We start from the raw sequence: 25,066 nt of genomic DNA, 5'->3' as shown, positions 1-25,066 counted from the left end.
GAGGATTATTCGCCGATTGCAGCCTTGTAGCCCTCGGCGTCCAGCAGTTTGTCCAGCTCGGCTTTGTCGCTTGGCTTGAGCTTGAAAATCCAGGCGTTGTAAGGATCGTTGTTCAGCTCTTCCGGCGCGTCAGCCAGCGCTTCGTTGACCGCGATCACTTCGCCGCTGATCGGCGAGTAGATATCGGACGCCGCTTTCACCGACTCGACCACACCAGCCGCCTCACCGGCCGCATACACCTTGCCTACTTCCGTCAACTCAACAAACACCACATCGCCCAGCGCTTGCTGCGCGTGATCGCTGATGCCCACGGTAACGGTGCCGTCGGCTTCCAGGCGTGCCCATTCATGACTTTCGGCAAAACGCAGTTCAGCGGGGATATTGCTCATGCTCGGTGTCCTCAAGAAATTGTCAGCGGTCAGGCCCGCCGGAAAAGGTCAGATCAAGGTTTTGCCATGGCGCACGAAGGTCGGTTTGACCACTCGTACCGGATACCACTTGCCACGGATTTCCACTTCGGCGCGGTCGGCGGTGGCCATCGGTACACGCGCCAGGGCAATCGATTTGCTTAGCGTAGGAGAGAAACTACCACTGGTGATCTCTCCTTCGCCAACATCGGCGATACGAACCACCTGATGGGCACGTAAAACACCGCGCTCCTCAAGCACCAGCCCCACCAGTTTGTGCGCAACGCCGGCGGCTTTTTCCGCTTCCAGCGCAGCACGCCCGATGAACTGCCGCGAGGTCGGTTCCCAGGCAATGCTCCAGGCCATATTGGATGCCAGCGGCGAGACATCTTGATGAATGTCCTGGCCGTAGAGGTTCATCCCGGCCTCGACCCGTAGCGTGTCGCGGGCGCCGAGGCCGATCGGCGAAATACCGGCACCGACCAGATCGTTGAAAAATCCCGGCGCCTGCTCGGCCGGCAAAGCGATTTCCAGACCATCCTCACCGGTGTAGCCGGTGCGCGCAATGAACCAGTCGCCATCGACGTGAGCTTCGAACGGTTTGAGATGTTTGATCAGTTCGGCGCGGGACTGGGTCACCAGTTCGGCAATTTTCTGCCGGGCCTGCGGGCCTTGAATGGCGAGCATCGCCAGATCCTGACGCTCATGCAATTGCACGTCGTAACCGGCGATCTGCGTCTGCATCCACGCCAGATCCTGGTCGCGGGTGGAGGCGTTGAATACCAGACGATAACGGTCTTCGAGGCGATAGACGATCATGTCGTCGACGATGCCGCCACGCTCGTTGAGCATCGTGCTGTAGAGCGCGCGGCCGGGGCGGTGCAGGCGCTCGACGTCATTGGCCAGCAAATGCTGCAGCCAGGCCTTGCCCTGGACACCGGTGACATCGATCATGGTCATGTGGGAAACATCGAACACCCCGCAATCGCGGCGCACCTCATGGTGTTCCTCGACCTGCGAGCCGTAATGCAGTGGCATGTCCCAACCGCCAAAATCGACCATCTTCGCGCCGAGGGCGAGATGCAGGTCATACAGAGGCGTACGCTGTCCCATGGGTTTCTCCTTCCGGGCGTGGCGAAGGTGCGGACAGCCGCTGCACGGGGTGAAAGCCGCTAAATAGAAGGCTTTCAGCCGATTTCAGCGAACGGGTCTGTCAGACGAACCGCACCGAATGCCGCGCATTGTAGCCGCATGATTCAGCTCTCACTACTAAGTGTTTCGGTGCGCCGAGCGGCGGATCAGGCCAATGACCGGTAACAGGCCGACCAACACCAGGGTCAGCGCCGGCAGCGACGCCCGCGCCCACTCGCCCTCACTGGTCATTTCGAAGATCCGCACCGCCAGCGTGTCCCAGCCAAACGGCCGCATCAGCAGGGTCGCGGGCATTTCCTTGAGCACATCGACGAATACCAGCAGCGCCGCACTCAGCGTGCCGGGCAGCAACAGCGGCAGATACACTTTGAAAAACAGTCGCGGCCCACTGACACCGAGGCTACGTGCCGCTTCGGGCAATGAAGGCCGTATACGCGCCAGACTGTTTTCCAGCGGCCCGTAGGCTACCGCGATGAAACGCACCAGATAGGCCATCAGCAACGCCGCCAGACTGCCCAGCAGCAGCGGCTTGCCGGCGCCGCCGAGCCAGCCCGAGAGCGGAATAACCAGTTCGCGATCGAGATAACTGAACGCCAGCATGATCGACACCGCCAGCACCGAACCCGGCAACGCATAACCGAGATTGGCCAGACTGACTCCGGAACGGATCGCCCGGGTCGGCGCCAGTCGTCGGGCGAAGGCCAGCAGCAATGCGACGCTGACGGTGATCAACGCCGCCATGCCACCCAGATACAGGGTGTGCAGAATCAGCCCGGCGTAACGTTCATCGAGATCGAAGCGCCCGCGCTGCCAGAACCAGACAATCAGTTGCAGGACTGGAATCACGAATGCGCAAGCAAACACCAGAGCACACCAGCCGGTCGCCGCGAACGCCTTGATCCCGCGCAGGTGATATAACGCCTTGACCCGTGGCCGCTCGTTGCTCGCCCGATTGGCGCCGCGCGCGCGCCGCTCGCCGTACAGCACCAGCATCACCACCAGCAGCAACAGACTGGCCAGTTGCGCCGCGCTGGGCAGGCTGAAGAAGCCGTACCAGGTCTTGTAGATGGCGGTGGTGAAGGTGTCGAAATTGAACACCGACACCGCGCCGAAATCCGCCAATGTCTCCATCAGCGCCAGTGCCACACCGGCACCAATCGCTGGTCGCGCCATCGGCAGCGCCACCCGCCAGAACGCCTGCCAGGGCGATTGCCCGAGTACCCGCGCCGCTTCCATCAGGCCTTTGCCCTGCGCCAGAAACGCGGTGCGCGCCAACAGATAAACGTAGGGATAAAACACCAGCACCAGCACCACGATCACCCCGCCGGTAGAGCGCACACGCGGCAGGCGCAGGCCGCTGCCGAACCACTCACGCAACAGGGTTTGCACCGGGCCGGCGAAGTCCAGCAGACCGACGAAGACGAACGCCAGCACGTAGGCCGGAATGGCGAACGGCAGCATCAACGCCCAGTCGAGCCAGCGCCGCCCGGGGAATTCGCAGAGGCTGGTGAGCCACGCCAGGCTGACACCGAGCAGCGTCACGCCGACGCCGACGCCCAGCACCAGCGTCAGGGTGTTGCCGAGCAGGCGCGGCATCTGGGTTTGCCACAGGTGCGACCAGATCTGCTGATCGATGGTCTGCCACGACAGCAGCAGGACACTCAGGGGCAACAGCACCAGCGCGGCAATGGCGAGGACGATGGGATACCAGCGGCGTTGGGCGGGGTGGGCCAAGGGGGTTCTCTAATAAATCGTGGGTCGGCGTAAGCGTAATGCCAGCCCCAATTGTGGCGAGGGGATTTATCCCCGATCGGATGCGCAGCATTCGTAAAAACTACGCCCGCGGTGTATCAGTACGCTTTGATTAAGGGCATTGGGGGTGCTTCGCACCCCATCGGGGATAAATCCCCTCGCCACAGGATATAACCAAGGTTTTAGTTCCAGCCCGCCCGATCCATCATGCGGATCGCTTCAGCCTGTCGCTTGCCCGCCACTTCCACCGGCAAGGTGTCAGCGACGAACTTGCCCCACGCTGCCACTTCTTCCGAAGGTGCCACCGTCGGGTTGGCCGGGAACTCCTGGTTCACGTCGGCGAAGATTTTCTGTGCTTCAGGTGTGGTCATCCATTCGACCAGCGCCTTGGCTGCCTCCGGGTGCGGTGCATGTTGGGTCAGGCCGATACCGGACAGGTTTACATGCACGCCGCGATCGGCCTGATTCGGCCAGAACAGTTTCACTGGCAGGTCCGGTTTCTGTTTGTGCAGGCGACCGTAGTAGTAGGTGTTGACGATGCCGACGTCGCACTGCCCGGCGTTGATCGCTTCCAGCACCGCGACGTCGTCGGAGAACACGTCCGTGGACAGGTTGTTGACCCAGCCCTTGAGGATCTTCTCGGTCTTCTCGGCGCCGTGCACTTCGATCATGGTCGCGGTCAGCGACTGGTTGTAGACCTTCTTCGCCGTGCGCAGACACAGGCGTCCTTCCCAGTTCTTGTCGGCCAGCGCTTCGTAGGTGGTCAACTCGCCCGGTTTAACCCTTTCGGTGGAATAGGCGATGGTCCGCGCGCGCAGGCTCAGGCCGGTCCAGGCGTGGGTCGAGGAGCGATATTGCGCAGGAATGTTGGCGTCGATGGTCTTCGAGGTGAACGGCTGCAGAATGCCCATCTGCTCGGCCTGCCAGAGGTTGCCGGCATCGACAGTCAGCAGCAGGTCGGCGGTGGCGTTTTCGCCTTCGGCCTTGATCCGCTGCATCAGCGGCGCTTCCTTGTCGGTGATGAACTTGATCTTCACCCCGGTTTTCGCGGTGTAGGCGTCGAACACCGGTTTGATCAGCTCGTCGATACGCGATGAGTAGACCACCACCTCGTCGGCGGCCTGGGCGGTGGTGCTGCCGATCAGGGTCAGGGCCAGTGCGGTCAGAAGACGCTTGGGTGCCAACATGGGAGTGATCTCTCGGTCGGAAAATGTGGGCCAAATGATAAGGACTCACATTTACCAGCTCAATCGAACACTTGGGCAAGGAGTTACCAGATGTTGCACAGGGCAACACACCCCCTGTAGGAGCTGCCGAGTGAAACGAGGCTGCGATCTTTCGATCTTAAACCAAGATCAAAGATCGCAGCCTTCGGCAGCTCCTACAGAGAGCGTTATCGACTCAGGGTTTGGCGAGCGCGGGGAGGTCGCCTGTGAGGCCAAGTGCTTCACGAACAAAGAGAGCCTTGGCCTCCGGCATCTGCTCCACCAGCTTCAACCCGGCGTTGCGCAACCAGCGCACTGGCAACGGGTCGGCCTGAAACAAGCGCTCGAAACTCTCCATCGCCGCCATCAGCGCCAGGTTGTGCGGCATGCGCCGACGCTCGTAGCGGCTCAGCACTTTCACATCAGCCAGGCGCTCGCCACGTTCGGCGGCTTGCAATAACACTTCAGCCAGCACCGCCGCATCAAGGAAACCCAGGTTGACGCCCTGCCCGGCCAACGGGTGAATGGTGTGCGCCGCATCGCCAATCAGCGCCAGCCCTTCGGCGACATAGCGCTTGGCGTGACGTTGACGCAGCGGCACGCACAGCCGTGAGTCAGCGCTGAGCACTTCGCCCAGGCAACCTTCGAACGCACGCTCCAGCTCACGGCAGAACGCGGCTTCATCCAGCGCCATCAGGCGTTCGGCTTCACTCGGCGTGGTCGACCAGACGATCGAGCACCAGTCTTGCTGCCCGTCACGCTCCAGCGGCAGAAACGCCAGCGGCCCGTGATCGGTGAAACGCTGCCACGCGGTCATTCGGTGCGGCTTGCTGCTGCGCACACTGGTGACGATGGCGTGGTGCAGGTAATCCCACTCGCGGGTGGCAACGCCGGTCAGCCGGCGCACCGCCGAATGGGCGCCGTCCGCCGCAATCACCAGCGGCGCACGCAACTGGCGACCGTCGGCCAGGGTCAGCAGCCAGTCGTCACCGGAGCGGCGCATCTGTTCCAGCCGTGCGTTGGCCAGCATACCCAGATCGCAATCGTGCAAACGATCGAGCAAGGCATCCTGCACCACACGGTTTTCGACGATATGCCCCAGCGCATCGGCGTGCACACTGCTCGCCGAAAAATGAATCTGCCCGGTGCCGCTGCCGTCCCACACATGCATGTCGGTGTAGGGACTGCTGCGGCGTTTGGCGATGCCGTCCCAGACGCCAAGGCGTTCGAGAATCCGCTGGCTGGCCGCCGACAAGGCGCTCACTCGCGGCTCGAACGGCGCGGCGGCGTCGAACGGTTTGACGCTCAGCGGGCTGCCATCGAGCAGCAGCACTTCCAGGCCACTGTCCTGCAGCGCCAACGCGAGGGCGCTGCCGACCATTCCGGCTCCGACAATCAGCAGATCTGCGCGCATTTCCATGCTTTAAGCCTGTCTCGCTGGCGGCATGCGCCGCCCGTAAAGGGTTTTAGCGAGCGCGCCAGTTAGCGGCGCGCTGCTGAAAGTGAAAGTGCCGACCCGCCGCTCAAGCATCCGGCCGCGTCCCCAGCCCCATGGCCTGACGGGCGAACCAGCGCTTGGCCGGTGGCAGCAGATCGAGACCGAGCAAGCCAATGTTGCGCCCCAGCGACACCAGCGGCTGGGTGCTGCCGAACAGGCGGGTGACCTGATCGGAGAAGCCTACTGTAAGGTCCTGATCCAGCCGCTGGCGCTCGCGATAGGCCTGCAACGTGGCGAAGTCACCCAGCGGCTGGTCGCTGGCGAGCAGTGCGGCGGCCAAGGCATCGGCATCGCGCAAGGACAGGTTGAACCCCTGCCCGGCAATCGGGTGCAGGCTGTGCGCGGCATTGCCGAGTACGGCCAGATGCGAGCGCACCTGCTCTTCGGCCTCGACCAGCGACAACGGATACAGATGCCGCGCGCCAACCTGTTTCAGGGTGCCGAGGCGGTAGCCGAACACGCCCTGCAGTTCGCTGAGGAAATCGCGCTCGCTCAAATCGGCCAAACGCTGCGCGTCCATGCCCAGGCGGGTCCAGACCAGTGCGCAACGGTTGTCCGGCAGCGGCAGCAAGGCCATCGGCCCTTCGTCGGTGAAACGCTCGAAGGCCATGCCGTTGTGGGCTTCGCTCGGGGTGATGTTGGCGATCAGCGCGCTCTGGTTGTACGGACGCTTGCGCACATTGATGCCCAACTGTTCGCGCAGACCGGAACGACCACCATCGGCGAGCACCGCCAGATCGCACTCGATGCTGGTTTCATCGTTGAGGGTCAGGCGATAACCGTCGGGCAGCGGCTCCATGCGCGTAACCTCCGCCGGGCAACGCCAACTGATCACGTCTTTATCCAGATGCTGCCACAGGCACTGGCCGAGCCAGGCGTTCTCCACCACATAACCGAGCGCCGGCACGCCCTCTTCCATCGCCGACAGACGGGCGGTGGAGAAGCGACCCCGATCGGAGACGTGAATCTGTTTGATCGGCTCGGCGCGGCGGGAAATCTCCTGCCACACGCCCAGCCGCTGATAGATCTGCCGTGAACCGAAGGACAGCGCCGATGAACGGGCGTCGTAGCTCGGCTGCCAACTGTCGCCGGGGGCGAACGGTTCGATCAGGACGATCTTCCAGCCGCGCGCCTTGGCCCCAGCCTGCAAGGCCAGCGCCAGACTGGCGCCGACCAGACCGCCGCCGATGATTGCCAGATTGACTCGACTCATGCCGCGTGGGTCCGTGCTTGCGCCATCAGCGCTTCGATCTCGGCGACGGTTTTCGGTACGCCGCTGGTCAATATTTCACAACCGGTCTTGGTCACTACCACGTCATCCTCGATGCGCACGCCAATGCCGCGCCATTTCTTTGCTACGTTCTGGTTGTCCGGGGCGATGTAGATGCCCGGCTCCACGGTCAGCGCCATGCCGACCTCCAGCACCCGCCATTCGCCGCCGACCTTGTATTCGCCGACGTCGTGTACATCCATGCCCAGCCAGTGCCCGGCACGGTGCATGTAAAACGCTTTATAAGCTTCGGTCGCGATCAATTCGTCGACCTCGCCTTGCAGCAATCCAAGTTTTACCAGCCCCGTGGTAATCACCCGAACCGTGGCTTCGTGCGCCTGATTCCAGTTTTTGTTCGGGGCGATTTCAGCGAATGCGGCTTCCTGCGAGGCCAGCACCAACTCGTAAATCGCTTTTTGTTCTGGCGAGAACTTGCCGTTGACCGGCCAGGTGCGAGTGATGTCGCTGGCGTAGCAGTCGATTTCGCAACCGGCGTCGATCAATACCAGATCGCCGTCCTTGAGCAGCGCGTCATTCTGCTGGTAATGCAGGATGCAGCTGTTGCGTCCGGCGGCGACAATCGAGCCGTAAGCCGGCATCTTCGCCCCGCCCTTGCGAAACTCGTAATCGAGCTCGGCTTCCAGGCTGTACTCGTACAGTCCCGGCCGGCTGGCCTGCATCGCGCGGATATGCGCCTGAGCGGAAATCCGCGCTGCTTCGCGCATCACCTTCACTTCTGCCGCCGATTTATACAGGCGCATGTCGTGCAGCAGGTGATCCAGGGCAACGAATTCGTTCGGCGGCTGGGCGCCGAGGTGCGCCTTGGAGCGGATCACGTTGATCCAGTCCATCAGGTGCCGGTCGAACTCCGGGTTGCTGCCCATCGCCGAATACACCCGATCGCGGCCTTCGATCAGGCCCGGCAGGATGTCGTCGATGTCGGTAATCGGGAACGCGTCGTCAGCGCCGTAATCACGGATCGCGCCTTCCTGCCCGGCGCGCAGACCGTCCCACAACTCGCGTTCGGCGTTGCGTTCACGGCAGAACAGCACGTACTCGCCATGCTCGCGGCCGGGCATCAGGACGATGACCGCCTGCGGTTCGGGGAATCCACTGAGGTACTGAAAGTCACTGTCCTGACGATAGACGTGCTCGACGTCGCGGTTGCGGATCGCGACTGCGGCGGCGGGCAGGATCGCGATGCTGTTGGGTTCCATCTGCGCCATCAGGGCCTTGCGGCGACGGCTGTATTCCGCTTTGGGGATATGGGTCATGGGCAGATGGCTTTCCCTGGCACGCGATTAATGCAGCGACGGCTTGGCGGCTGGCGGCACGTCGGCTTTCTTGGTTTCCGAGAACAGCAGCAGCGGCGCGACGCGCAGATACTCCATGACTTCCATGTAGTCGGTTTCGCCGTCTTCGGACTCTTCCAGGGCATCTTGCACCTGGGAAATGGCGGCCAGATCCTGCAGCACTTCGGTGGCTTCGGTGCTGAGCATGCTGCTGTCGCGGCAGTTCAGGCCGAAACCGCTGAGGAAGCCCTGGCACCATTGGCCCAGTGCAGCGGCGCGGTCGGCCAGCGGCGCATCATCGGTCGGCAGCAGCAGAACGACGGTCACGTCGCTGCCAGTCAACTCACCCTTGACCATTTCTTGCAGGCCGATCAGGGCGTTGCGGACGTTGTCCTGGATATCGCCTTCGAGCAGTTCGGCGGCGTCGATCAACCAGCCTTCGTTATCGAAGCCGGCGCCGGCGCAGCTGCGGCCGAGCAGCAGGCCATGCAGTTCGGCAGGCGAGACGTTGTGGCCGCTGGCAGTCAGCAGGGTGGCAAAGGCTTGGTACGGGGAATTCGCAATGGTCATGGGCAGCTAGGCGCCAGACGGCGCTATGTCTAGAATGAAGGCCTTGTATCCTACATCGACAGACTCGCCAAGACTATTAAAGGCTGTCCGCCAGCTATCCCATCAGACAGACTCCGACTCAGTGGACACAATGGAAGACACCAACCTGCAAGCGCTGATGGCCAGACTCGAACTGCTGATTAGTCGAGTGGAGCAACTTAAGAGTCAAAACGCACTCTTACTAGCTCAGGAAAAGACCTGGCGCGAGGAACGCGCTCACCTCATTGAAAAAAACGAAATCGCCCGGCGTAAGGTCGAATCGATGATTTCGCGCCTCAAGGCCCTGGAGCAAGACTCATGAGTTCAAGCAATAGCGTTACCGTGCAGATCCTCGACAAAGAATATTCGATCATCTGCCCCCAGGAAGAACGCAGCAATCTGGTCAGCGCCGCCCGCTACCTGGACGGCAAGATGCGCGAGATCCGCAGCAGCGGCAAAGTCATCGGCGCCGACCGTATCGCCGTGATGGCAGCGCTGAACATCACCCACGACCTCTTGCACAAAGAAGAGCGCCCGGACATCCAGGCCAGCGGCTCGACCCGTGAACAGGTGCGCGACTTGCTCGATCGTGTCGATCTGGTGCTGGCGACCGATCCGGACGTCACCAAGGGCTGATTCGCCGGGCCGCTTGAGGTATACTCGCGGCACTCCCTGGGGTGCTTGCCAGTTGACGATGTCCCTGAGCCGATTTGCACTACCCTGGAGGTTGCACGTTGGGCTGGTGTGCATGTCCGCCAGACGGAAAGCCTTAAAGTCTACTGCATCCTCCACCTTGAACTTTCGGGTTCAAGGGCTAAGTTGACAGCGGTTCATCCGGGGAGCCTGATTCGAATCCGATGCCGGTTTTTGCCGGCATCGGATTTTTTATGCGTGCGTTTTCGCCCTCACCTGCCGAAGCCGAACCATGACCGAACCCGCGCTGCTGCCCCGCCCGCAACTCCGCCGCCTTCTGCGCAAGGCGCGCCGCGCATTGACCCCGAGCGAACAACGCCAGGCCGCCAAAGGTCTGGTCCGCCAACTGGCGCAAGACCCGCACTTTCGCCGGGCCAGACACATTTCCCTGTACCTGCCCACCGACGGTGAAATCGACCCGCGCCTGCTGCTGCGCGAAGCCCAGCGGCGCGGCAAGGCCACCTACCTGCCAGTGCTCAGTGCCTGGCCGCGAACCAAAATGGTGTTCCAGCGGATTCGCCCGGGCGACAAGCTCAAGCCCAATCGCTTCCGCATTCTCGAACCACGGGCCAATCTGGCTCAGCAACGCAGGATCTGGACCCTGGATCTGGTGCTGTTGCCACTGGTGGGATTTGACGATGTCGGCGGACGGCTGGGGATGGGCGGCGGATTCTACGACCGCAGTCTGGCCTACCTGGCCCGGCGCAAAAACTGGCGCAAGCCGACGTTGCTGGGGCTGGCCCATGAATGTCAGAAGGTCGAACGCCTGGCGCAGGCCAGCTGGGATGTACCGTTGCAGGGCACGGTCACCGATAAGGCGTGGTATTTCGCAGGGTAGACGCCGCGCAGGTCAGCGGCGTCGGGAAGGTTGTTTCAGCGCTTGAACGCGGTCGACTGTTGGACCTGCTGCGCGACTTCAATCGGTGCATCGGTCTTGCTCGTCCACAGACTTTGCGCATAACCGGTGGTTACGACGCCGAGGCCGAACAAAATAACCAAAGTCCATAGCAAATCCGGTTTGCGTTTCATCGATTGCCCCCCTCAAGGCACATCATCACGATGACAGCAGCGGTTTCCGTTCGTAGGCCGTGCAGCAGCGTCAAGCTTTAAAGGCCGGCATTTTGCGACAACGTGAACCCGGGCGCAAATGCTGACGTCAACCGACCGTCGGTTTGTCATAAAATTGCCCGACAACCTGTCCAATCACCGCTTGAGGAGCAAAAGACATGGCCTATTGGCTGATGAAATCCGAGCCGGACGAACTCTCGATCAAAGGCCTGGAGACACTCGGGAAAGCGCGCTGGGACGGGGTTCGCAACTATCAGGCGCGCAATTTCCTGCGGGCGATGGCGGTCGGGGATGAGTTCTTTTTCTACCACTCCAGTTGCCCGGAGCCGGGGATTGCCGGGATCGGCAGGATTATTCAGGCAGCGTACCCGGATCCCACCGCACTGGACCCCGAAAGCCATTACTTCGACCCGAAAGCCACGCCCGAGAAAAACGCTTGGAGTGCAATTGATGTGGCACACGTCGAGACCTTTGCCCGGGTGCTGAAACTGGATTATCTGAAACAGCAGACCGCACTGGCCGAGATGCCGCTGGTGCAAAAAGGCAGCCGTCTTTCGGTCATGCCGGTGACCGCCGAACAGTGGGCCGTCGTGCTCGGTTTGCGCTGAGAACTCTCCGGTCACGGTTTTTTACCCGAAAAAAGGGCTAGGCTTGGCGCTCATTTGACTGACATCAAGCGAGTGAAACGCTTGAACAGTCAGACTGGACGCCACAGCCGCAGGATGCCCCCATGTCGACGCACAGCCGTTCTTCACTTCTATATGCCGGTTCGCTCCTGGTGTTACTCGCCGCCGCGGGTGGCCTCGGTTACTGGATGTCGATCAGCAGCCGGCTGGTCGAGGGGCTGTCGATGGGCAACGGGCGCCTGGAAGCCACCGAGGTGCAGATCGCCAGCAAGACGCCCGGGCGCCTGGCCGAGGTGCTGGTGGATGAAGGCGACAAGGTCAGCAAAGGACAACTTCTGGCGCGCATGGACACCCGCACCCTCGAAGCCCAGCGCAATCAGGCCGAAGCCGAAGTCCTGCGCGCCCGGGAGAATCTCAACGCCGCTCAGGCCAATGTGCAGTTGCGTCAGAGTGAGCTGCTGCTGGCCCAGCAAGAGCTCGGCCGCTCGCAGTCACTGTTCAAGCACGGTTACGTCAGCGCGCAGATCATCGATCAACTGCAGTCGCGAATTGGCACCGGCAACGCTGCGGTGACCGCAGCCCGCGCCCAGGTATCGGCCGTCAGCGCAACAATCGGCGCAGCGCAGGCGCAGGTGGCACAGCTGACCAGCGAAATCGACGACAGTCTTCTGCGCGCGCCGATTGATGGCGTGATCCAGCTGCGCATGGCCGAACCCGGCGAAGTGCTGGGTGCCGGCGGCCGGGTCTTGTTGCTGATCGATCCCAACGACCAGTACATGAACCTCTATCTGTCAGCTGCGGTGGCCGGGCGCCTGGCCGTGGGCGATGAGGCGCGCGTGTTGCTAGATGCCTTGCCCGATAAACCGCTGCCGGCAAAAATCAGTTTCGTCGCGGCCAAATCGCAATTCACCCCCAAAGAAGTCGAGACCCGCGACGAGCGGCAAAAACTGGTGTTCCGCGTCAAGTTGCGCCTGACCCAACCCAGCGCCGTGCCACAGGCCAAGCCCGGCATGCCCGGCGCCGGCTATGTGCGCATCGCCCCCGTCGAATGGCCGGCCAATCTGCAATGAGCAGCCTTGCGGTTCAAGCGAACGGTATCGCCCACCGCTACGGCAAACAGCAAGCGCTGAACGAGATCGCCTTCAGCCTGCCCGCCGGAACCCGCTGCGGGTTGATCGGCCCCGATGGCGCGGGCAAGTCCAGCCTGTTGGGGTTGATCGCCGGCGTGAAAACCCTGCAACAAGGGCAACTGCAAGTGCTCGGAGGCGCGATCCAGGATCGCCGGCATCGCGACACACTCTATGCACGTATCGCCTTCATGCCGCAGGGGCTGGGCGGCAACTTGTACCCCGAGCTGTCGATCCGCGAGAACATCCAGTTCTTCTCGACGCTGTTTGGCCTGTCCAGGGCTGAAAGCGAGCAACGCATGCACAGCCTGTTGCTCGCGACCGACTTGCTGAAATTTGCCGAGCGCCCCGCCGGCAAGTTGTCCGGCGGCATGAAGCAGAAACTCGGGCTGTGCTGCGCGCTGATCCATGAGCCCGACCTGTTGATCCTCGATGAGCCGACTACTGGCGTCGACCCGCTCTCGCGCCGGCGTTTCTGGGAGCTGGTCGACGATGTGCGCAGCCAGCGCCCGCAACTGACGCTGCTGGTCGCCACGGCGTATATGGAAGAAGCCGAGCAATTCGAGCATTGCCTGATGCTCGACGCCGGCCAGTTGATCGCCACCGGCCTGAGCCGCGAGCTGGCGGCCGTCACCCCCAGCGGCAAACTCGATGACGCCTTTACCCATTTCCAGGGTGACAGCCAGCACGACGCTCAACCGCTGGTGATTCCACCGCGCACCGGCAACAGCAACGACATCGCCATTCAAGCCCACGACCTGACGCTGCGCTTCGGCGATTTCACCGCCGTGGATCACGTCAGTTTTGCCATTGGGCGTGGCGAGATTTTCGGTTTTCTTGGCTCCAACGGCTGCGGCAAGACCACCACCATGAAAGTCCTGACCGGGCTGATGCCGGCCAGTGAAGGCAGTGCAACGCTGCTCGGCAACCCGGTGAACGCCAAGGATCTGGCCACGCGCAAGCGGGTCGGGTTCATGTCGCAGAGCTTTTCGCTGTATGGCGAACTCAGTGTGCGACAGAACCTCGAACTGCACGCGCGGCTGTTCGACCTGCCCAAAACCGAGAGCGCACAGCGCATCGAGGCATTGATTCAGCGCTTCAATCTGCTCGCGGTCGCCGACCAGCCATCCGGGGCATTGCCATTGGGGCTGCGCCAGCGTCTGTCGCTGGCGGTGGCAGTGCTGCACCGCCCGGAAGTGCTGATCCTCGACGAGCCGACCTCCGGCGTCGATCCGGCAGCCCGCGATGACTTCTGGCGACTGTTGATCGAGTTGTCCCGTGAAGAAGGCGTGACGATCTTCCTCTCCACGCACTTCATGAACGAAGCGCAGCGCTGCGACCGCATCTCGCTGATGCACGCGGGCAAGGTCCTCGCCTGCGACACCCCGGCGGCGCTGCAACGCCAGTTTGCGGGAGAGACGCTGGAAGCGGCCTTCGTCACTTGCCTGGAACAGGCTCAGGGCGCTCAGCCACCAGCGCCTGCGGCCGAACCGCAAATGGCGCCGCCGAGCGCAGCGACAACACCGCTGCCCCGCCACGGTTTCAGCCTCGGTCGCCTGCTGGCGGTGGCCCGTCGCGAAGGCAAGGAACTGCTGCGCGACAAGGTGCGCATGGCATTCGCGCTGGCGGGGGCGATTTTCATGATGGTGATTTTCGGCTACGGGATTTCCCTGGACGTGGAAAACCTCGCGTTCGCCGTGTACGACCAGGATCAGACGCCGCAGAGCCGGGCTTATCTTGAGGCGTTTCGCGGCTCCCGCTACTTCGACGAACAGCCGGCCATTCACGATCCACAGGAACTGCACCGGCGCCTGCAACGCTCGGAAATCAAACTGGCACTGGAAATCCCGCCCGGATTCGGCCGCGATTTGTACGCCGGGCGCCAACCCGCTGTGGCGGCGTGGCTGGATGGCGGCATGCCGTTTCGCGCCGAAACCAGCCGCAACTATGTTGAAGCCGTGCACCTGGCCAATCTGCAACAACTGGCCGAGCAAAGCAGCCCCGCGCTGGCCCACCCGACAGCGGCCAGTCTGGAAACCCGTTTTCGCTATAACCAGGACGTGGTCAGCGTCAACGCCATCGGCCCCGGGGTCATGGCGCTGATCCTCGCCTTCATTCCTGCGATGCTGACGGCGTTGGGCATCGTGCGCGAAAAGGAGTTGGGCTCGATCACCAATTTCTACGCCACGCCCCTGACCCGCTTGGAGTTTCTGCTGGGCAAGCAGGCGCCGTACCTGCTGGTCAGTCTGGTCAACCTCGCGGTGCTGGTGGCGATGAATCGCTGGCTGTTCGGCGTGCCGTTCAAGGGCAGCCTGCTGACACTGGCATTCGGCGGCCTGCTGTACGTGCTGGCGACCACCAGCATGGGCCTGCTGATTTCGGCGTTCACCCGCACACAAATCGCCGCGATCCTCGGCACCATGATCATCACCAGCTTGCCGACCATCCAGTTCTCCGGGCTGATCGTGCCGCGCTCGTCGCTGGAGGGTGCGGCCGCGGTGATGGGCATGCTGTTTCCGGCGGGGCACTTCCTCGACATCGCGGTGGGCACGTTCACCAAAGCGCTGGACGTGCGTCAGCTGTGGCCGCAGTGCCTGGCGCTGTTCGGGTTCTTTGTCGGGTTCACCGGGCTGAGCCTGATCATGCTGAAAAAGCAGGAGGCCTGATGCACAAGTTCGCACATATCCTGCGCCTGGGCCTCAAGGAACTGACCAGCCTGCGCCATGACAGCGTGTTGCTGCTGTTCCTGTTCTACGCCTTCACCGTGGCGATTTACATGCCCGCCGCCGGCTCTGTGATCGGCGTGCACAACGCCAGCGTGGCGATCGTTGACGAAGACCACAGCGCCCTCTCGCGCCAGTTGGCCCAAGCCCTGCAGCCGCCGGAGTTCCAGACGCCGGTGCTGTTGCCTTACCCTCAGCTGGACCAGGTGATGGACAGCGGTCAATACACCTTCGTCATCAACATCCCGGCGGGCTTTCAAACCGATCTGCTGGCGGCGCGGCAACCGGCGATTCAGGTCAATGTCGACGCCACGGCCATGAGCCAGGCGTTCATGGGCGCTGGCTACATTGGCCGGATCTTCCAGCGCGAGTTACTCGACTATGCAGGTCAGGGTGAAGCAGCGACCAAGGCACCCGTGCAACTGACTACTCGCGCCCTGTTCAACACCAATCTGGAGGGTGGCTGGTTTCTGGCGGTGATTCAGATCGTCAACAACATCACCATTCTGGCGATCATCCTCACCGGCACGGCGCTGCTGCGCGAACGCGAACACGGCACGCTCGACCATTTGCTGGTGCTGCCGCTGACGGCGCTGGAAATCATGCTGGCGAAAATCTGGAGCAACCTGCTGGTGGTGGTGCTGTGCACCTGGTTGTCGCTGGAAGTGGTGGTCAAAGGCCTGCTGGATGTGCCGTTGGCTGGCTCGATGAGCCTGTTTTTGCTGGTGACCGCGGTTTATCTGTTTGCCAGCACCGCGCTGGGCATCTTTCTGGCGACGCTGGCGCGTTCGACGCCGCAGTTCGGCCTGCTGGCGATTCCAGTGATCATCCCGATGTTGCTGCTGTCGGGCGGCAGCACACCGCTGGACAGCATGCCGCAATGGTTGCAGTGGGTGATGCAGGGCTCGCCGTCCACGCACTTTGTCAGCCTCAGCGCCGCGATTCTGTTTCGCGACGCCGGGCTGAGCGTGGTCTGGCCGGACTTGCTGGCGCTGACGGCCATCGGCCTGCTGTTCTTCCTCATTGCGCTGGCACGCTTTCGCAAGAGCCTGGCGTCCTGAACAGCCGCCAGCGTGGTTACTGAATGATCAGGTTGTTGAACAGCAGATCTTCAACCACCGGCTTGCCGGTCTCGTCATTCATCACTTGCTGGGTCTGCTTCAGGGCTTCCTGACGCAGCTTTTCCTTGCCTTCGATGCTGCCCATCGCCTCGGTGGTCTGCTGAGTGAACAGCGCCACCAGTTGATTGCGGATCAGCGGCTCGTTGGCCTTGACCAGTTTGGTCGCCTCTTCACCGGTCACACGCAGCGCCACGTCGGCCTTGTAGACCTTCAGCTTCGGCGTGCCGTCCAGCCCGTAATTGCCCACGAACGGCGGGCTCAGGGTGATGTAATTGACTTTCGGCGCCTCGCCTTCTTTGGCTTCTTCGGCCAGCGCTGCCACAGGCAGAGACAGGGCCAGCAACAACATGATCCACGCTTTCACAATTCGCTCCTTATCCGGTTTGCGGCCTAGCATAACGACCCGCCGCGCAAGCACAAGCTTATGGCTGACTATCAGGGCCGGGCATGCTCGTTGACCCGTTGACTGACATACCTACACTTATCGGCCATCACTCCCAAAGGAATAGCCCTGATGAAAGCCGTGCTGTGCAAAGCCTTCGGCCCTGCCGAATCGCTGGTGCTGGAAGACGTCGCCAGTCCTGTCGCGAAGAAGAACGAAATCCTGCTGGAGGTGCACGCCGCCGGGGTCAACTTCCCGGACACGCTGATCATCGAGGGCAAGTACCAGTTCAAGCCGCCCTTCCCGTTTTCCCCCGGGGGCGAAGCGGCTGGGGTGGTCAGTGCTGTCGGTGAAAAGGTCAGCCATCTGAAAGTGGGCGACCGGGTCATGGCCCTGACCGGCTGGGGCAGTTTCGCCGAACAGGTCGCTGTGCCGGGCTACAACGTGCTGCCGATCCCGCCGTCGATGGATTTCAACACCGCCGCCGCGTTCAGCATGACCTACGGCACTTCGATGCACGCCCTCAAGCAACGGGCGAACCTGCAACCGGGCGAGACCCTGCTGGTGCTCGGCGCTTCGGGCGGCGTCGGCCTGGCGGCAGTGGAGATCGGCAAAGCCATGGGCGCCCGGGTCATTGCCGCCGCCAGCAGCGCGGAAAAACTCGCCGTGGCCAAGGCCGCCGGTGCCGATGAACTGATCAACTACAGCGAAACCAGCCTCAAGGACGAAATCAAACGCCTCACCGACGGCCAGGGCGCCGACGTGATCTACGACCCGGTCGGCGGCGACCTGTTTGACCAGGCCATTCGCGCCATCGCCTGGAACGGCCGCCTGCTGGTGGTCGGCTTCGCCAGCGGACGCATCCCCGAACTGCCGGTCAACCTCGCGCTGCTCAAAGGTGCAGCCGTGCTCGGCGTGTTCTGGGGCTCCTTCGCCCAGCGCCAGCCACAGGACAACGCAGCGAACTTCCAGCAACTGTTCGGCTGGTTCGCCGAAGGCAAGCTGAAACCGCTGGTGTCGCAGGTGTACCCGCTGAGCAACGCGGCGCAGGCGATCAACGATCTGGGGCAGCGCAAGGCGGTGGGCAAGGTGGTGGTGCAGGTGCGCTGAGTTTTTCCCGGCCGGCGCCCCTTGGAGCCGGCCCGATTCGCGCCAGGCAGCGACTCAGCTTCACTCTCAGCGGCGCTGGTTATCAAAGCAACTCACGAACCTCTCCCGGCAGAAAACTCATGTATCTCCGCATGGGGTCCTCCCGGCAGCCTCTGACGATCATCGGTACGCGCCGATTCATCCTGGCGATGATTGCCAGACGTTGATCATCGGCCAACTGACTCTTGTGGATCGCGTTCGAAAGGTAAGCGCGGGTGTAATGAAACACGTCCGCGTCGACCCAGGCGTACTCAGGCATGTTCCTGAAACTGCCATTGATGACATGACACTTCACTGACTTCAGCCACTGATTGAGGTGGATCGGCTGGTCCCGGCCCAGTCGAAAGAGCATCGGTGCCACCACGGGCTGTTCTGCAGGCCGCCCGTCTTCAGCCGTCCAGGGCTTGAAGCGCCACTGTGTTATCGCGTCTTTGACCGCCTCAGCCAGATCAGGGTGATCACTTTGCACAATGCTGATCGCGCTGACCGAACCATCCGCCTTGACGACAAAACTGACCCTGACTTCGCCTTCGACCCCGGCCCTGTGCAACAGCTTCGGGTAAATCGGCTTGGGATTGTTTTCCGGTATGAGTAACCCTTCCGCTGCCAGCGCAAGACTGAAGATCGTCAATAAAAGCCCAGCAAAGAACCACCGCATGATCTCGCCCCTTCCCGATTGAGATGCCTGTCCGGCAACAACAGAAAGGTTACGGAGCACTGCCTGTTAACTGAATGGCGCAGCTTCGCTATTGAATGCAGGACATTTCCCGATCCTGACAAGAAAACAGACGAACGCCCTGCGCAACGGGCTTCAGGTACATTTTCTGACGGATGTTTAGCCGCCACTGGTCGCTGCCGCGTCACCCGGCAACAGATGTTCCTGAACCTTCAGGCTGCGGGACGGAATCAGCCGTCCCTTGTCATCGAAGCGCAAAACGATCAGCCAGTCGAAGACCTCATCCGGCCATTTTTCCTGGCCCATCAGCGCTGTGGGATCGCCACCAAAGGCCTTGAGCAGTTTATTGATGTGGCCGTGGTGCCAGGCGATCAGCACCGTTTGCGCCTGATTGCTCTTGCGCAACAGTTTGACCAATTGATGCAGATCGCCATTGACGTAGGGCTGCTCGATCGCGAGGTTCAGGCGTTGGGCCAGCGGGGTCAGGGTCAGGCGCGAGCGCGAACTCTCCGGGGTGTCGCCTGCAGCGATCAAACGCTGCGGGGTGAGCGCTTGGCCGTCGAGTTGCAGCGCAGAGAAATAGTCGACGTAGGCGGCTGCACGCTGTTCGCCCCGGGCGTTGAGCACAGATCCGACATCCGGTTTTTCCGCATGCCGGATGATCAGCACCGTGGCGTTGCGCAGGCCGGAATGGGAAGGATGATCGGTGACGATCAATGTCAGCAACACAACGGCGAGCCCCGCCGCCACCAAGAACCTCGGCACCAACATGCGAACCTTCAGGGCCATTTCCTATCTCTGCTGATCAATTGGCTGAACGGGCCGCGAGTCTATGCCACACCCTGTTGATAAGTGGTGAAAACGTCGTGTTTTTACAGCTGAGCGACAGGTTCGTAAAAGAACATGCGACTTCCAACATTTTCCACTGTTTTGCCGATGCGAACCGGTGCTATTTTCGGTAACGAAACTGTAACATTCGCATCCGCAGTCAAAACAAGAAATCTGGAGCTCTTGAATGTTTGCTTTCTTTCGTCCTGCCGCACATCAGGCTCCATTGCCTGAAGAAAAAATAGACAGCACTTACCGACGCCTGCGCTGGCAGATCTTCGCCGGTATTTTCTTTGGCTACGCGGGTTACTACCTGCTGCGCAAAAACTTCTCGCTGGCCATGCCGTACCTGATCGACGAGGGCTACAGCCGTGGCGATCTGGGTCTGGCGATGTCGGCCATTGCCATCGCCTACGGTCTGTCCAAGTTCCTGATGGGCCTGGTCTCCGACCGTTCCAATCCGCGCTACTTCCTGCCGTTCGGCTTGCTGGTGTCGGCCGGGGTGATGTTCATTTTCGGTTTCGCGCCGTGGGCGACGTCCAGCGTGACCATGATGTTCATCCTGCTGTTCATCAACGGTTGGGCTCAGGGCATGGGCTGGCCGCCGAGCGGACGCACCATGGTGCACTGGTGGTCGCAGAAGGAACGGGGCGGCGTGGTCTCGGTGTGGAACGTGGCGCATAACGTCGGCGGCGGTCTGATCGGCCCGCTGTTCCTGATCGGCATGGGCCTGTTCAATGACTGGCACGCAGCGTTCTACGTCCCGGCAGCGGTGGCGCTGGGCGTAGCGGTGTTTGCCTTCATCACCATGCGCGACACCCCGCAATCGGTCGGCCTGCCGCCGATCGAGAAGTACAAGAACGATTACCCGGAAGGCTACGACGCCAGCCACGAAGACGAATTCAGCGCCAAGGAAATCTTCGTCAAATACGTGCTGCGCAACAAAATGCTCTGGTACATCGCCATGGCCAACGTCTTCGTCTACCTGCTGCGCTACGGCGTACTGGACTGGGCGCCGACCTACCTGAAAGAAGCCAAGCACTTCGACGTCGACAAGACTTCGTGGGCTTACTTCTTCTACGAGTGGGCGGGCATTCCGGGCACGCTGCTGTGCGGCTGGATGTCGGACAAGATCTTCCGTGGCAACCGCGGCCTGACCGGCATGGTGTTCATGGCACTCGTGACCGTGGCGACGCTGGTGTACTGGCTGAACCCGGCCGGCAACCCGACCGTGGACATGATCGCGCTGTTCTCGATCGGTTTTCTGATCTACGGCCCGGTGATGCTGATCGGTCTGCAGGCGCTGGAGCTGGCACCGAAGAAAGCCGCCGGCACGGCAGCAGGCTTCACCGGTCTGTTCGGCTATCTGGGCGGTTCGGTCGCGGCGAGTGCGGCGATGGGCTATACCGTTGACCACTTCGGCTGGGACGGTGGTTTTGTCCTGCTGGTGGGCGCTTGCCTGCTGTCGATGGCCTTCCTGGCCCCGACGCTATGGCACAAGCAAGTCGCCAGTCAGAGTCGCGAAGCCGTCGCCTGATCGGCTTTTGCCTGACAGCGCTTGAGCCGCGCCTCCAGATTTCGATCCGGCATGGCGTGGCTGCGCAGGGCGTGGGCGGTCTGCTCGACATAATCGCGAGTGGTGCCGTAGCGCCCGCAAGCGCTTTCGAACACCTGACTCAGCACATGATCCGGCAAGTTGCCGGCATAGCTGGGCAGGTGTCGCTCCAGAACAAACCCCAACGCCTGAACCTGACTGCCATCTTCGAGCCGGCAGTTGAGCCAGTGTGGGCGATAGGACGGAAACGGCATTTCGCGTTTCCATAGCGCGTACAGCGCCGCGTCGAGATTTTCTTCCGGCAGCCGATAAGCGAAGCCGCTGCACGAACCGCCACGATCCAGACCGAACACCAGCCCGGGCATTTCCGGCGTTCCACGATGCTCATGCGACCACAGGTACAAGCCGCGATGGTAACCGTGAACTCGCCCGCGCACCCGCTCCACCGCCGTGCACTCCGGGCGCCAGATCAGCGAGCCGTAAGCAAACAGCCACACCGGCCCACCCTTGTGGCGCGCCATGGTCGATTGCATCGAGACGAGAAGTTGTTCGTGGGTCAGCTGCGGCCCCAGATCGAGCCGCGGAGGGTAAGCCAGATTCACAAAAGCAGATTCAATGGCGGTCATGACGGAAGTGTTCGGCCCCGCAAGTATTACAAGATGTAAGCACAATTCGCTTGATAGAACATATAGCAGTAACTGTAAAACGAAAAGTGCTAAAGGATGTATGACCCGCCTGACAATGATAATGCGGGATCATCTGCCCGGTTATCCGGTTTTATATAGCCTAATACCCTTGCAGGAATATCTTAAATACCCGAATGAAATATGCATAAGCCTTCGCTTGTTCAGGTTTCGTTCATGAAGGCGCGGGAAACTTCCTACTAAAATGTCGGACTTTCTTTCTTCTCCGTCGCTGAACGCCTACGTATAACGGCCTTCCTCTGGCGCAAGCCATCCCGTTTAACCGAGGCTGCACAATGAACATCCGAAGACTTCTGACCGTATTGCTGATGACTCAGACCGGCCATGCATTGGCCGCGGACGATGCGCAGGACACCGGCTTCTGGTATGCCCAGACCAGCGTCTACACCCGACATTATTCGCCCGACCCCGAGCACAATAATCATCAGGACTTGATCGGCATCGAACGCAATCAGGCTTCGGGCTGGGTCTTTGGCGGGGCAACTTTCCGTAACTCGTTCCGCCAGCGCTCGAACTACGCCTATGCCGGCAAGCGCTATGACAGCAGTGAGTATCCGGTGTATTTGAAAGTCACGGGCGGGCTGTTGCAGGGTTATCGCGGTGATTACAAGGACAAGATCCCGTTGAACCGCTATGGCGTTGCGCCAGTGATCATTCCGTCCATCGGGACTCACTACGGCCCATTGGCTGCCGAGCTGGTGTTTCTCGGCGCCAATGCGGCGATGGTGACTAGCGGCGTACGTTTCTAGGGGCGGGGCTCAAGATCGCGGCGCGTAGGCAAATACGTCGGCGCGCATCTGGTGCGCATCCATGCCCGCTTCCACCAGCGCATCCAGCGTGCCGTAGACCATCGCCGGCGAGCCGCTGGCGTAGACGTGGAGGGCCTTCAGATCGGCGAAGTCCTCGCACACGGCCTGGTGCAACATCCCGCAGCGCCCTTCCCAACCGCACTGGTCGCTGACCACTTTGTGCAGGAACAGATTGGGCAGCTTCAACCATTCGTCCCAATGCTCGATGTCGTAGAAATCTTCCGGGCGACGCACGCCCCAGTACAGATGCACCGGGTGTTTGAAGCCGTTGGCGCGGCAGTGTTCGATCAGGCTGTGAATCTGGCCCATGCCGGTGCCGGCGGCGATCAGCACCAGCGGCCCGTCAGGCAACTCGGCGAGGTGGGTGTCGCCGAACGGCAGTTCGACGCGCACCAGCGGGTTGCGCTGCAGTTGCTCGATCAGGCTCAGCGCACTGGCCTCACGGGCCAGCACGTGGATTTCCAGATCCCGTCCGCCGTGCGGTGCCGAGGCCATCGAGAACGCTGACTTTTCACCGTTCTCGCGCTCGATCATCAGGTACTGCCCGGCGTGATAACGCGGTGGCTTGCCGGCCGGCGCACGCAGGCGCACGCGCCAGGTGTCGCCGCCGACGTCCCGGCATTCGATGACCTGACACGACAGGCTGCGCACCGGCAGTTCTCCCAGCGCGAGCACGCCATCCCACAGCAGGACGCAGTCTTCCAGCGGCTCGGCTATGCAAGTGTAGAACTCGCCGTGGTCCTGCACCTTGCCGGCCTGTTCGACCCGGCCTTCCACCAACAGCGCCGCGCACACGTGGCAATTGCCGTTGCGGCAGCTTTGCGGGCAGTCGTAGCCCAGGCGCCGCGCACCATCGAGAATCCGCTCGCCGGGCCGTATCTCAAGCACCGCTCCGGAGGGCTGCAGGGTTACACGCATCAATCTATTCCTAACTGATTCCAGATGGCATCGATCCGCTGGGTGACGGCGTCGTCCTTGACGATCACACGGCCCCACTCGCGAGTGGTTTCGCCCGGCCACTTGTGGGTGGCATCCAGGCCCATTTTCGAGCCCAGGCCCGAGACCGGCGAGGCGAAGTCGAGGTAGTCGATCGGCGTGTTGTCGATCATCACCGTGTCGCGCTTGGGGTCCATGCGCGTGGTGATGGCCCAGATCACGTCGTTCCAGTCCCGGGCATTGATATCGTCGTCAGTGACGATAACGAATTTGGTGTACATGAACTGTCGCAAAAACGACCAGACACCGAGCATCACGCGCTTGGCATGCCCCGGATACGACTTCTTCATCGTCACCACGGCCATGCGGTACGAGCAGCCTTCCGGCGGCAGGTAGAAGTCGGTGATTTCCGGGAATTGCTTCTGCAGGATCGGCACGAACACTTCATTCAGCGCAACGCCGAGAATTGCCGGTTCATCCGGTGGACGACCGGTGTAGGTGCTGTGGTAGATCGGCTTGATCCGGTGGGTGATGCGCTCGACGGTGAACACCGGGAAGCTGTCGACTTCGTTGTAGTAACCGGTGTGGTCGCCGTACGGGCCTTCATCGGCCATTTCGCCCGGATGGATCACGCCTTCGAGGATGATCTCGGCAGTGGCCGGCACTTGCAGGTCGTTGCCACGGCACTTGACCAGCTCGGTGCGGTTACCGCGCAGCAGGCCGGCGAAAGCGTATTCGGAAAGGCTGTCCGGCACCGGCGTCACGGCGCCGAGGATGGTCGCCGGATCGGCGCCCAGCGCGACCGACACCGGGAACGGCTGGCCCGGATGCTTCTCGCACCACTCGCGGAAGTCCAGCGCACCGCCACGGTGGCTGAGCCAGCGCATGATCACCTTGTTGCGGCCAATCACTTGCTGACGGTAAATACCGAGGTTCTGGCGCTCCTTGTTCGGGCCTTTGGTGACGGTCAGGCCCCAGGTGATCAGCGGACCGACGTCGCCGGGCCAGCAGGTCTGCACCGGCAGCATCGCCAGGTCGACGTCGTCACCTTCGATAACCACTTCCTGGCACACCGCGTCTTTGACCACTTTCGGTGCCATCGAAATGATCTTGCGGAAGATCGGCAGTTTCGACCACGCGTCCTTCAAGCCCTTCGGCGGCTCCGGCTCCTTGAGGAAGGCCAGCAGCTTGCCGATCTCGCGCAGTTCGCTGACCGACTCGGCGCCCATGCCCATGGCCACCCGCTCGGGCGTGCCGAACAGGTTGCCGAGCACCGGAATGTCGTAACCGGTGGGCTTCTCGAACAGCAGCGCCGGGCCCTTGGCCCGCAGCGTGCGATCGCACACCTCGGTCATTTCCAGCACCGGCGAGACGGGAATCTGGATGCGTTTCAACTCTCCGCGCTGCTCAAGCTGCTGCACGAAATCCCGAAGATCCTTGAATTTCATTGACGATGGCACCCTCAAAATAGGCGTACATCCTACCTGCTATGCAGCCCTGTGGCA

Annotated in this window: 25 protein-coding genes and 1 other RNA gene; 11 read left to right on the top strand and 15 right to left on the bottom strand. The window is 61.8% G+C overall.

Annotated elements, in window-relative coordinates; all coding sequences use genetic code 11:
• Positions 1-5: 5 nt before the first annotated feature.
• From gcvH to KVQ82_RS02210, 8 genes are all read right to left on the bottom strand, one after another.
• Complete coding sequence (gene gcvH / locus KVQ82_RS02245) at positions 6-389, bottom strand: glycine cleavage system protein GcvH (protein WP_222017822.1); 384 nt, start codon at positions 387-389, stop codon at positions 6-8.
• A gap of 48 nt (positions 390-437) precedes the next feature.
• Positions 438-1,520: a glycine cleavage system aminomethyltransferase GcvT gene (gcvT, locus tag KVQ82_RS02240; protein ID WP_222017820.1), complete on the bottom strand. Its 1,083-nt coding sequence runs from the start codon at positions 1,518-1,520 to the stop codon at positions 438-440.
• A gap of 156 nt (positions 1,521-1,676) precedes the next feature.
• Positions 1,677-3,293 carry an iron ABC transporter permease gene (locus tag KVQ82_RS02235; protein ID WP_222017819.1) on the bottom strand — a complete coding sequence of 539 codons (1,617 nt, stop codon included), beginning with the start codon at positions 3,291-3,293 and terminating at the stop codon, positions 1,677-1,679.
• Positions 3,294-3,493: 200 nt separating this feature from the next.
• Positions 3,494-4,498, bottom strand: a complete 1,005-nt coding sequence (locus KVQ82_RS02230; protein ID WP_222017817.1) for an extracellular solute-binding protein — start codon at positions 4,496-4,498, stop codon at positions 3,494-3,496.
• A 214-nt stretch (positions 4,499-4,712) separates the two neighbouring features.
• Positions 4,713-5,930 carry a 2-octaprenyl-3-methyl-6-methoxy-1,4-benzoquinol hydroxylase gene (locus tag KVQ82_RS02225; protein WP_222019351.1) on the bottom strand — a complete coding sequence of 406 codons (1,218 nt, stop codon included), beginning with the start codon at positions 5,928-5,930 and terminating at the stop codon, positions 4,713-4,715.
• A 109-nt stretch (positions 5,931-6,039) separates the two neighbouring features.
• Positions 6,040-7,227 (bottom strand): 2-octaprenyl-6-methoxyphenyl hydroxylase, encoded by a 1,188-nt coding sequence (gene ubiH / locus KVQ82_RS02220; RefSeq protein ID WP_108184149.1) that lies wholly within the window; start codon positions 7,225-7,227, stop codon positions 6,040-6,042.
• Positions 7,224-8,558, bottom strand: a complete 1,335-nt coding sequence (pepP, locus tag KVQ82_RS02215; RefSeq protein ID WP_041072078.1) for a Xaa-Pro aminopeptidase — start codon at positions 8,556-8,558, stop codon at positions 7,224-7,226. The genes ubiH and pepP overlap by 4 nt, the downstream gene beginning before the upstream one ends.
• A 27-nt stretch (positions 8,559-8,585) precedes the next feature.
• The gene (locus KVQ82_RS02210) at positions 8,586-9,146 is read right to left on the bottom strand and encodes a YecA family protein (protein ID WP_041072076.1); all 561 of its coding nucleotides are present in this window, start codon (positions 9,144-9,146) and stop codon (positions 8,586-8,588) included.
• Between the two features lie 130 nt (positions 9,147-9,276).
• On the opposite strand from KVQ82_RS02210, the gene KVQ82_RS02205 reads away from it, so the two are divergent.
• The 4 genes from KVQ82_RS02205 (at position 9,277) to KVQ82_RS02190 (ending at position 10,695) form a co-directional block, all read left to right on the top strand.
• Entirely contained in the window at positions 9,277-9,486 is a 210-nt protein-coding gene (locus tag KVQ82_RS02205) for a TIGR02449 family protein (protein ID WP_222017815.1), read from the top strand.
• Positions 9,483-9,800, top strand: coding sequence for a cell division protein ZapA (locus tag KVQ82_RS02200; protein ID WP_008055229.1), 318 nt, complete (start codon positions 9,483-9,485; stop codon positions 9,798-9,800). Before KVQ82_RS02205 ends, KVQ82_RS02200 begins: the two co-directional genes overlap by 4 nt.
• 30 nt (positions 9,801-9,830) lie before the next feature.
• Positions 9,831-10,009: non-coding RNA, 6S RNA (ssrS, locus tag KVQ82_RS02195), on the top strand.
• An 80-nt stretch (positions 10,010-10,089) separates the two neighbouring features.
• Complete coding sequence (locus KVQ82_RS02190) at positions 10,090-10,695, top strand: 5-formyltetrahydrofolate cyclo-ligase (protein WP_222017814.1); 606 nt, start codon at positions 10,090-10,092, stop codon at positions 10,693-10,695.
• Positions 10,696-10,730: 35 nt separating this feature from the next.
• On the opposite strand, the gene KVQ82_RS02185 is transcribed toward KVQ82_RS02190, so the two are convergent.
• Positions 10,731-10,886 (bottom strand): hypothetical protein, encoded by a 156-nt coding sequence (locus KVQ82_RS02185; RefSeq protein WP_086792358.1) that lies wholly within the window; start codon positions 10,884-10,886, stop codon positions 10,731-10,733.
• A gap of 197 nt (positions 10,887-11,083) precedes the next feature.
• On the opposite strand from KVQ82_RS02185, the gene KVQ82_RS02180 reads away from it, so the two are divergent.
• The 4 genes from KVQ82_RS02180 (at position 11,084) to KVQ82_RS02165 (ending at position 16,462) form a co-directional block, all read left to right on the top strand.
• On the top strand, positions 11,084-11,533 hold the full coding sequence (locus KVQ82_RS02180) for an EVE domain-containing protein (RefSeq protein ID WP_047297220.1): 450 nt from the start codon (positions 11,084-11,086) through the stop codon (positions 11,531-11,533).
• Positions 11,534-11,655: 122 nt separating this feature from the next.
• Positions 11,656-12,621, top strand: coding sequence for an HlyD family secretion protein (locus KVQ82_RS02175; protein ID WP_041072069.1), 966 nt, complete (start codon positions 11,656-11,658; stop codon positions 12,619-12,621).
• Positions 12,618-15,344: a ribosome-associated ATPase/putative transporter RbbA gene (rbbA, locus tag KVQ82_RS02170; RefSeq protein ID WP_222017813.1), complete on the top strand. Its 2,727-nt coding sequence runs from the start codon at positions 12,618-12,620 to the stop codon at positions 15,342-15,344. The genes KVQ82_RS02175 and rbbA overlap by 4 nt, the downstream gene beginning before the upstream one ends.
• On the top strand, positions 15,344-16,462 hold the full coding sequence (locus KVQ82_RS02165) for an ABC transporter permease (RefSeq protein WP_222017811.1): 1,119 nt from the start codon (positions 15,344-15,346) through the stop codon (positions 16,460-16,462). Before rbbA ends, KVQ82_RS02165 begins: the two co-directional genes overlap by 1 nt.
• A gap of 16 nt (positions 16,463-16,478) precedes the next feature.
• On the opposite strand, the gene KVQ82_RS02160 is transcribed toward KVQ82_RS02165, so the two are convergent.
• Positions 16,479-16,886, bottom strand: a complete 408-nt coding sequence (locus tag KVQ82_RS02160) for a flagellar basal body-associated protein FliL (RefSeq protein WP_027610485.1) — start codon at positions 16,884-16,886, stop codon at positions 16,479-16,481.
• A gap of 150 nt (positions 16,887-17,036) precedes the next feature.
• On the opposite strand from KVQ82_RS02160, the gene KVQ82_RS02155 reads away from it, so the two are divergent.
• Positions 17,037-18,014 carry an NADPH:quinone oxidoreductase family protein gene (locus tag KVQ82_RS02155; RefSeq protein ID WP_115985873.1) on the top strand — a complete coding sequence of 326 codons (978 nt, stop codon included), beginning with the start codon at positions 17,037-17,039 and terminating at the stop codon, positions 18,012-18,014.
• An 82-nt stretch (positions 18,015-18,096) separates the two neighbouring features.
• On the opposite strand, the gene KVQ82_RS02150 is transcribed toward KVQ82_RS02155, so the two are convergent.
• Together KVQ82_RS02150 and KVQ82_RS02145 are read right to left on the bottom strand one after the other, a co-directional pair.
• Entirely contained in the window at positions 18,097-18,711 is a 615-nt protein-coding gene (locus KVQ82_RS02150) for an energy transducer TonB (protein WP_222017809.1), read from the bottom strand.
• A 177-nt stretch (positions 18,712-18,888) separates the two neighbouring features.
• Positions 18,889-19,518 (bottom strand): flagellar basal body-associated protein FliL, encoded by a 630-nt coding sequence (locus KVQ82_RS02145; RefSeq protein WP_222017808.1) that lies wholly within the window; start codon positions 19,516-19,518, stop codon positions 18,889-18,891.
• 226 nt (positions 19,519-19,744) lie between these two features.
• On the opposite strand from KVQ82_RS02145, the gene glpT reads away from it, so the two are divergent.
• Positions 19,745-21,094, top strand: a complete 1,350-nt coding sequence (gene glpT / locus KVQ82_RS02140) for a glycerol-3-phosphate transporter (protein ID WP_003229323.1) — start codon at positions 19,745-19,747, stop codon at positions 21,092-21,094.
• Here the strand turns inward: glpT and KVQ82_RS02135 are convergent.
• The gene (locus tag KVQ82_RS02135) at positions 21,070-21,738 is read right to left on the bottom strand and encodes a gamma-glutamylcyclotransferase (RefSeq protein WP_041072057.1); all 669 of its coding nucleotides are present in this window, start codon (positions 21,736-21,738) and stop codon (positions 21,070-21,072) included. The two genes, glpT and KVQ82_RS02135, sit on opposite strands and share 25 nt — an antisense overlap.
• A 353-nt stretch (positions 21,739-22,091) precedes the next feature.
• Between KVQ82_RS02135 and KVQ82_RS02130 the strand changes: the two genes are divergently transcribed.
• Entirely contained in the window at positions 22,092-22,565 is a 474-nt protein-coding gene (locus tag KVQ82_RS02130) for a sn-glycerol-3-phosphate transporter (protein ID WP_222017807.1), read from the top strand.
• A 9-nt stretch (positions 22,566-22,574) separates the two neighbouring features.
• Here the strand turns inward: KVQ82_RS02130 and KVQ82_RS02125 are convergent, their stop codons facing one another.
• Positions 22,575-23,543 carry a CDP-6-deoxy-delta-3,4-glucoseen reductase gene (locus KVQ82_RS02125; protein ID WP_041072054.1) on the bottom strand — a complete coding sequence of 323 codons (969 nt, stop codon included), beginning with the start codon at positions 23,541-23,543 and terminating at the stop codon, positions 22,575-22,577.
• Entirely contained in the window at positions 23,543-25,009 is a 1,467-nt protein-coding gene (gene ubiD, locus KVQ82_RS02120; RefSeq protein WP_007968427.1) for a 4-hydroxy-3-polyprenylbenzoate decarboxylase, read from the bottom strand. The genes KVQ82_RS02125 and ubiD overlap by 1 nt, the downstream gene beginning before the upstream one ends.
• Positions 25,010-25,066: the final 57 nt, after the last annotated feature.

Source organism: Pseudomonas sp. AO-1 (assembly GCF_019775695.1).
GTDB classification, from domain to species: Bacteria; Pseudomonadota; Gammaproteobacteria; order Pseudomonadales; family Pseudomonadaceae; genus Aquipseudomonas; species Aquipseudomonas parakoreensis.
The sequence above is the reverse complement of the archived record's forward strand: the minus strand, read 5'-3'. Positions and strand labels throughout refer to the sequence as shown.

Excerpts from the sequence above, each read along its gene's own strand:
- gcvH (WP_222017822.1), bottom strand. The coding sequence starts at position 389 with ATGAGCAATATCCCCGCTGAACTGCGTTTTGCCGAAAGTCATGAATGG.
- gcvT (WP_222017820.1), bottom strand. The coding sequence starts at position 1,520 with ATGGGACAGCGTACGCCTCTGTATGACCTGCATCTCGCCCTCGGCGCG.
- KVQ82_RS02230 (WP_222017817.1), bottom strand. The coding sequence starts at position 4,498 with ATGTTGGCACCCAAGCGTCTTCTGACCGCACTGGCCCTGACCCTGATC.
- KVQ82_RS02225 (WP_222019351.1), bottom strand. The coding sequence starts at position 5,930 with ATGCGCGCAGATCTGCTGATTGTCGGAGCCGGAATGGTCGGCAGCGCC.
- ubiH (WP_108184149.1), bottom strand. The coding sequence starts at position 7,227 with ATGAGTCGAGTCAATCTGGCAATCATCGGCGGCGGTCTGGTCGGCGCC.
- pepP (WP_041072078.1), bottom strand. The coding sequence starts at position 8,558 with ATGACCCATATCCCCAAAGCGGAATACAGCCGTCGCCGCAAGGCCCTG.
- KVQ82_RS02210 (WP_041072076.1), bottom strand. The coding sequence starts at position 9,146 with ATGACCATTGCGAATTCCCCGTACCAAGCCTTTGCCACCCTGCTGACT.
- KVQ82_RS02205 (WP_222017815.1), top strand. The coding sequence starts at position 9,277 with ATGGAAGACACCAACCTGCAAGCGCTGATGGCCAGACTCGAACTGCTG.
- KVQ82_RS02200 (WP_008055229.1), top strand. The coding sequence starts at position 9,483 with ATGAGTTCAAGCAATAGCGTTACCGTGCAGATCCTCGACAAAGAATAT.
- KVQ82_RS02190 (WP_222017814.1), top strand. The coding sequence starts at position 10,090 with ATGACCGAACCCGCGCTGCTGCCCCGCCCGCAACTCCGCCGCCTTCTG.
- KVQ82_RS02185 (WP_086792358.1), bottom strand. The coding sequence starts at position 10,886 with ATGAAACGCAAACCGGATTTGCTATGGACTTTGGTTATTTTGTTCGGC.
- KVQ82_RS02180 (WP_047297220.1), top strand. The coding sequence starts at position 11,084 with ATGGCCTATTGGCTGATGAAATCCGAGCCGGACGAACTCTCGATCAAA.
- KVQ82_RS02175 (WP_041072069.1), top strand. The coding sequence starts at position 11,656 with ATGTCGACGCACAGCCGTTCTTCACTTCTATATGCCGGTTCGCTCCTG.
- rbbA (WP_222017813.1), top strand. The coding sequence starts at position 12,618 with ATGAGCAGCCTTGCGGTTCAAGCGAACGGTATCGCCCACCGCTACGGC.
- KVQ82_RS02165 (WP_222017811.1), top strand. The coding sequence starts at position 15,344 with ATGCACAAGTTCGCACATATCCTGCGCCTGGGCCTCAAGGAACTGACC.
- KVQ82_RS02155 (WP_115985873.1), top strand. The coding sequence starts at position 17,037 with ATGAAAGCCGTGCTGTGCAAAGCCTTCGGCCCTGCCGAATCGCTGGTG.
- KVQ82_RS02150 (WP_222017809.1), bottom strand. The coding sequence starts at position 18,711 with ATGCGGTGGTTCTTTGCTGGGCTTTTATTGACGATCTTCAGTCTTGCG.
- KVQ82_RS02145 (WP_222017808.1), bottom strand. The coding sequence starts at position 19,518 with ATGGCCCTGAAGGTTCGCATGTTGGTGCCGAGGTTCTTGGTGGCGGCG.
- glpT (WP_003229323.1), top strand. The coding sequence starts at position 19,745 with ATGTTTGCTTTCTTTCGTCCTGCCGCACATCAGGCTCCATTGCCTGAA.
- KVQ82_RS02135 (WP_041072057.1), bottom strand. The coding sequence starts at position 21,738 with ATGACCGCCATTGAATCTGCTTTTGTGAATCTGGCTTACCCTCCGCGG.
- KVQ82_RS02130 (WP_222017807.1), top strand. The coding sequence starts at position 22,092 with ATGAACATCCGAAGACTTCTGACCGTATTGCTGATGACTCAGACCGGC.
- KVQ82_RS02125 (WP_041072054.1), bottom strand. The coding sequence starts at position 23,543 with ATGCGTGTAACCCTGCAGCCCTCCGGAGCGGTGCTTGAGATACGGCCC.
- ubiD (WP_007968427.1), bottom strand. The coding sequence starts at position 25,009 with ATGAAATTCAAGGATCTTCGGGATTTCGTGCAGCAGCTTGAGCAGCGC.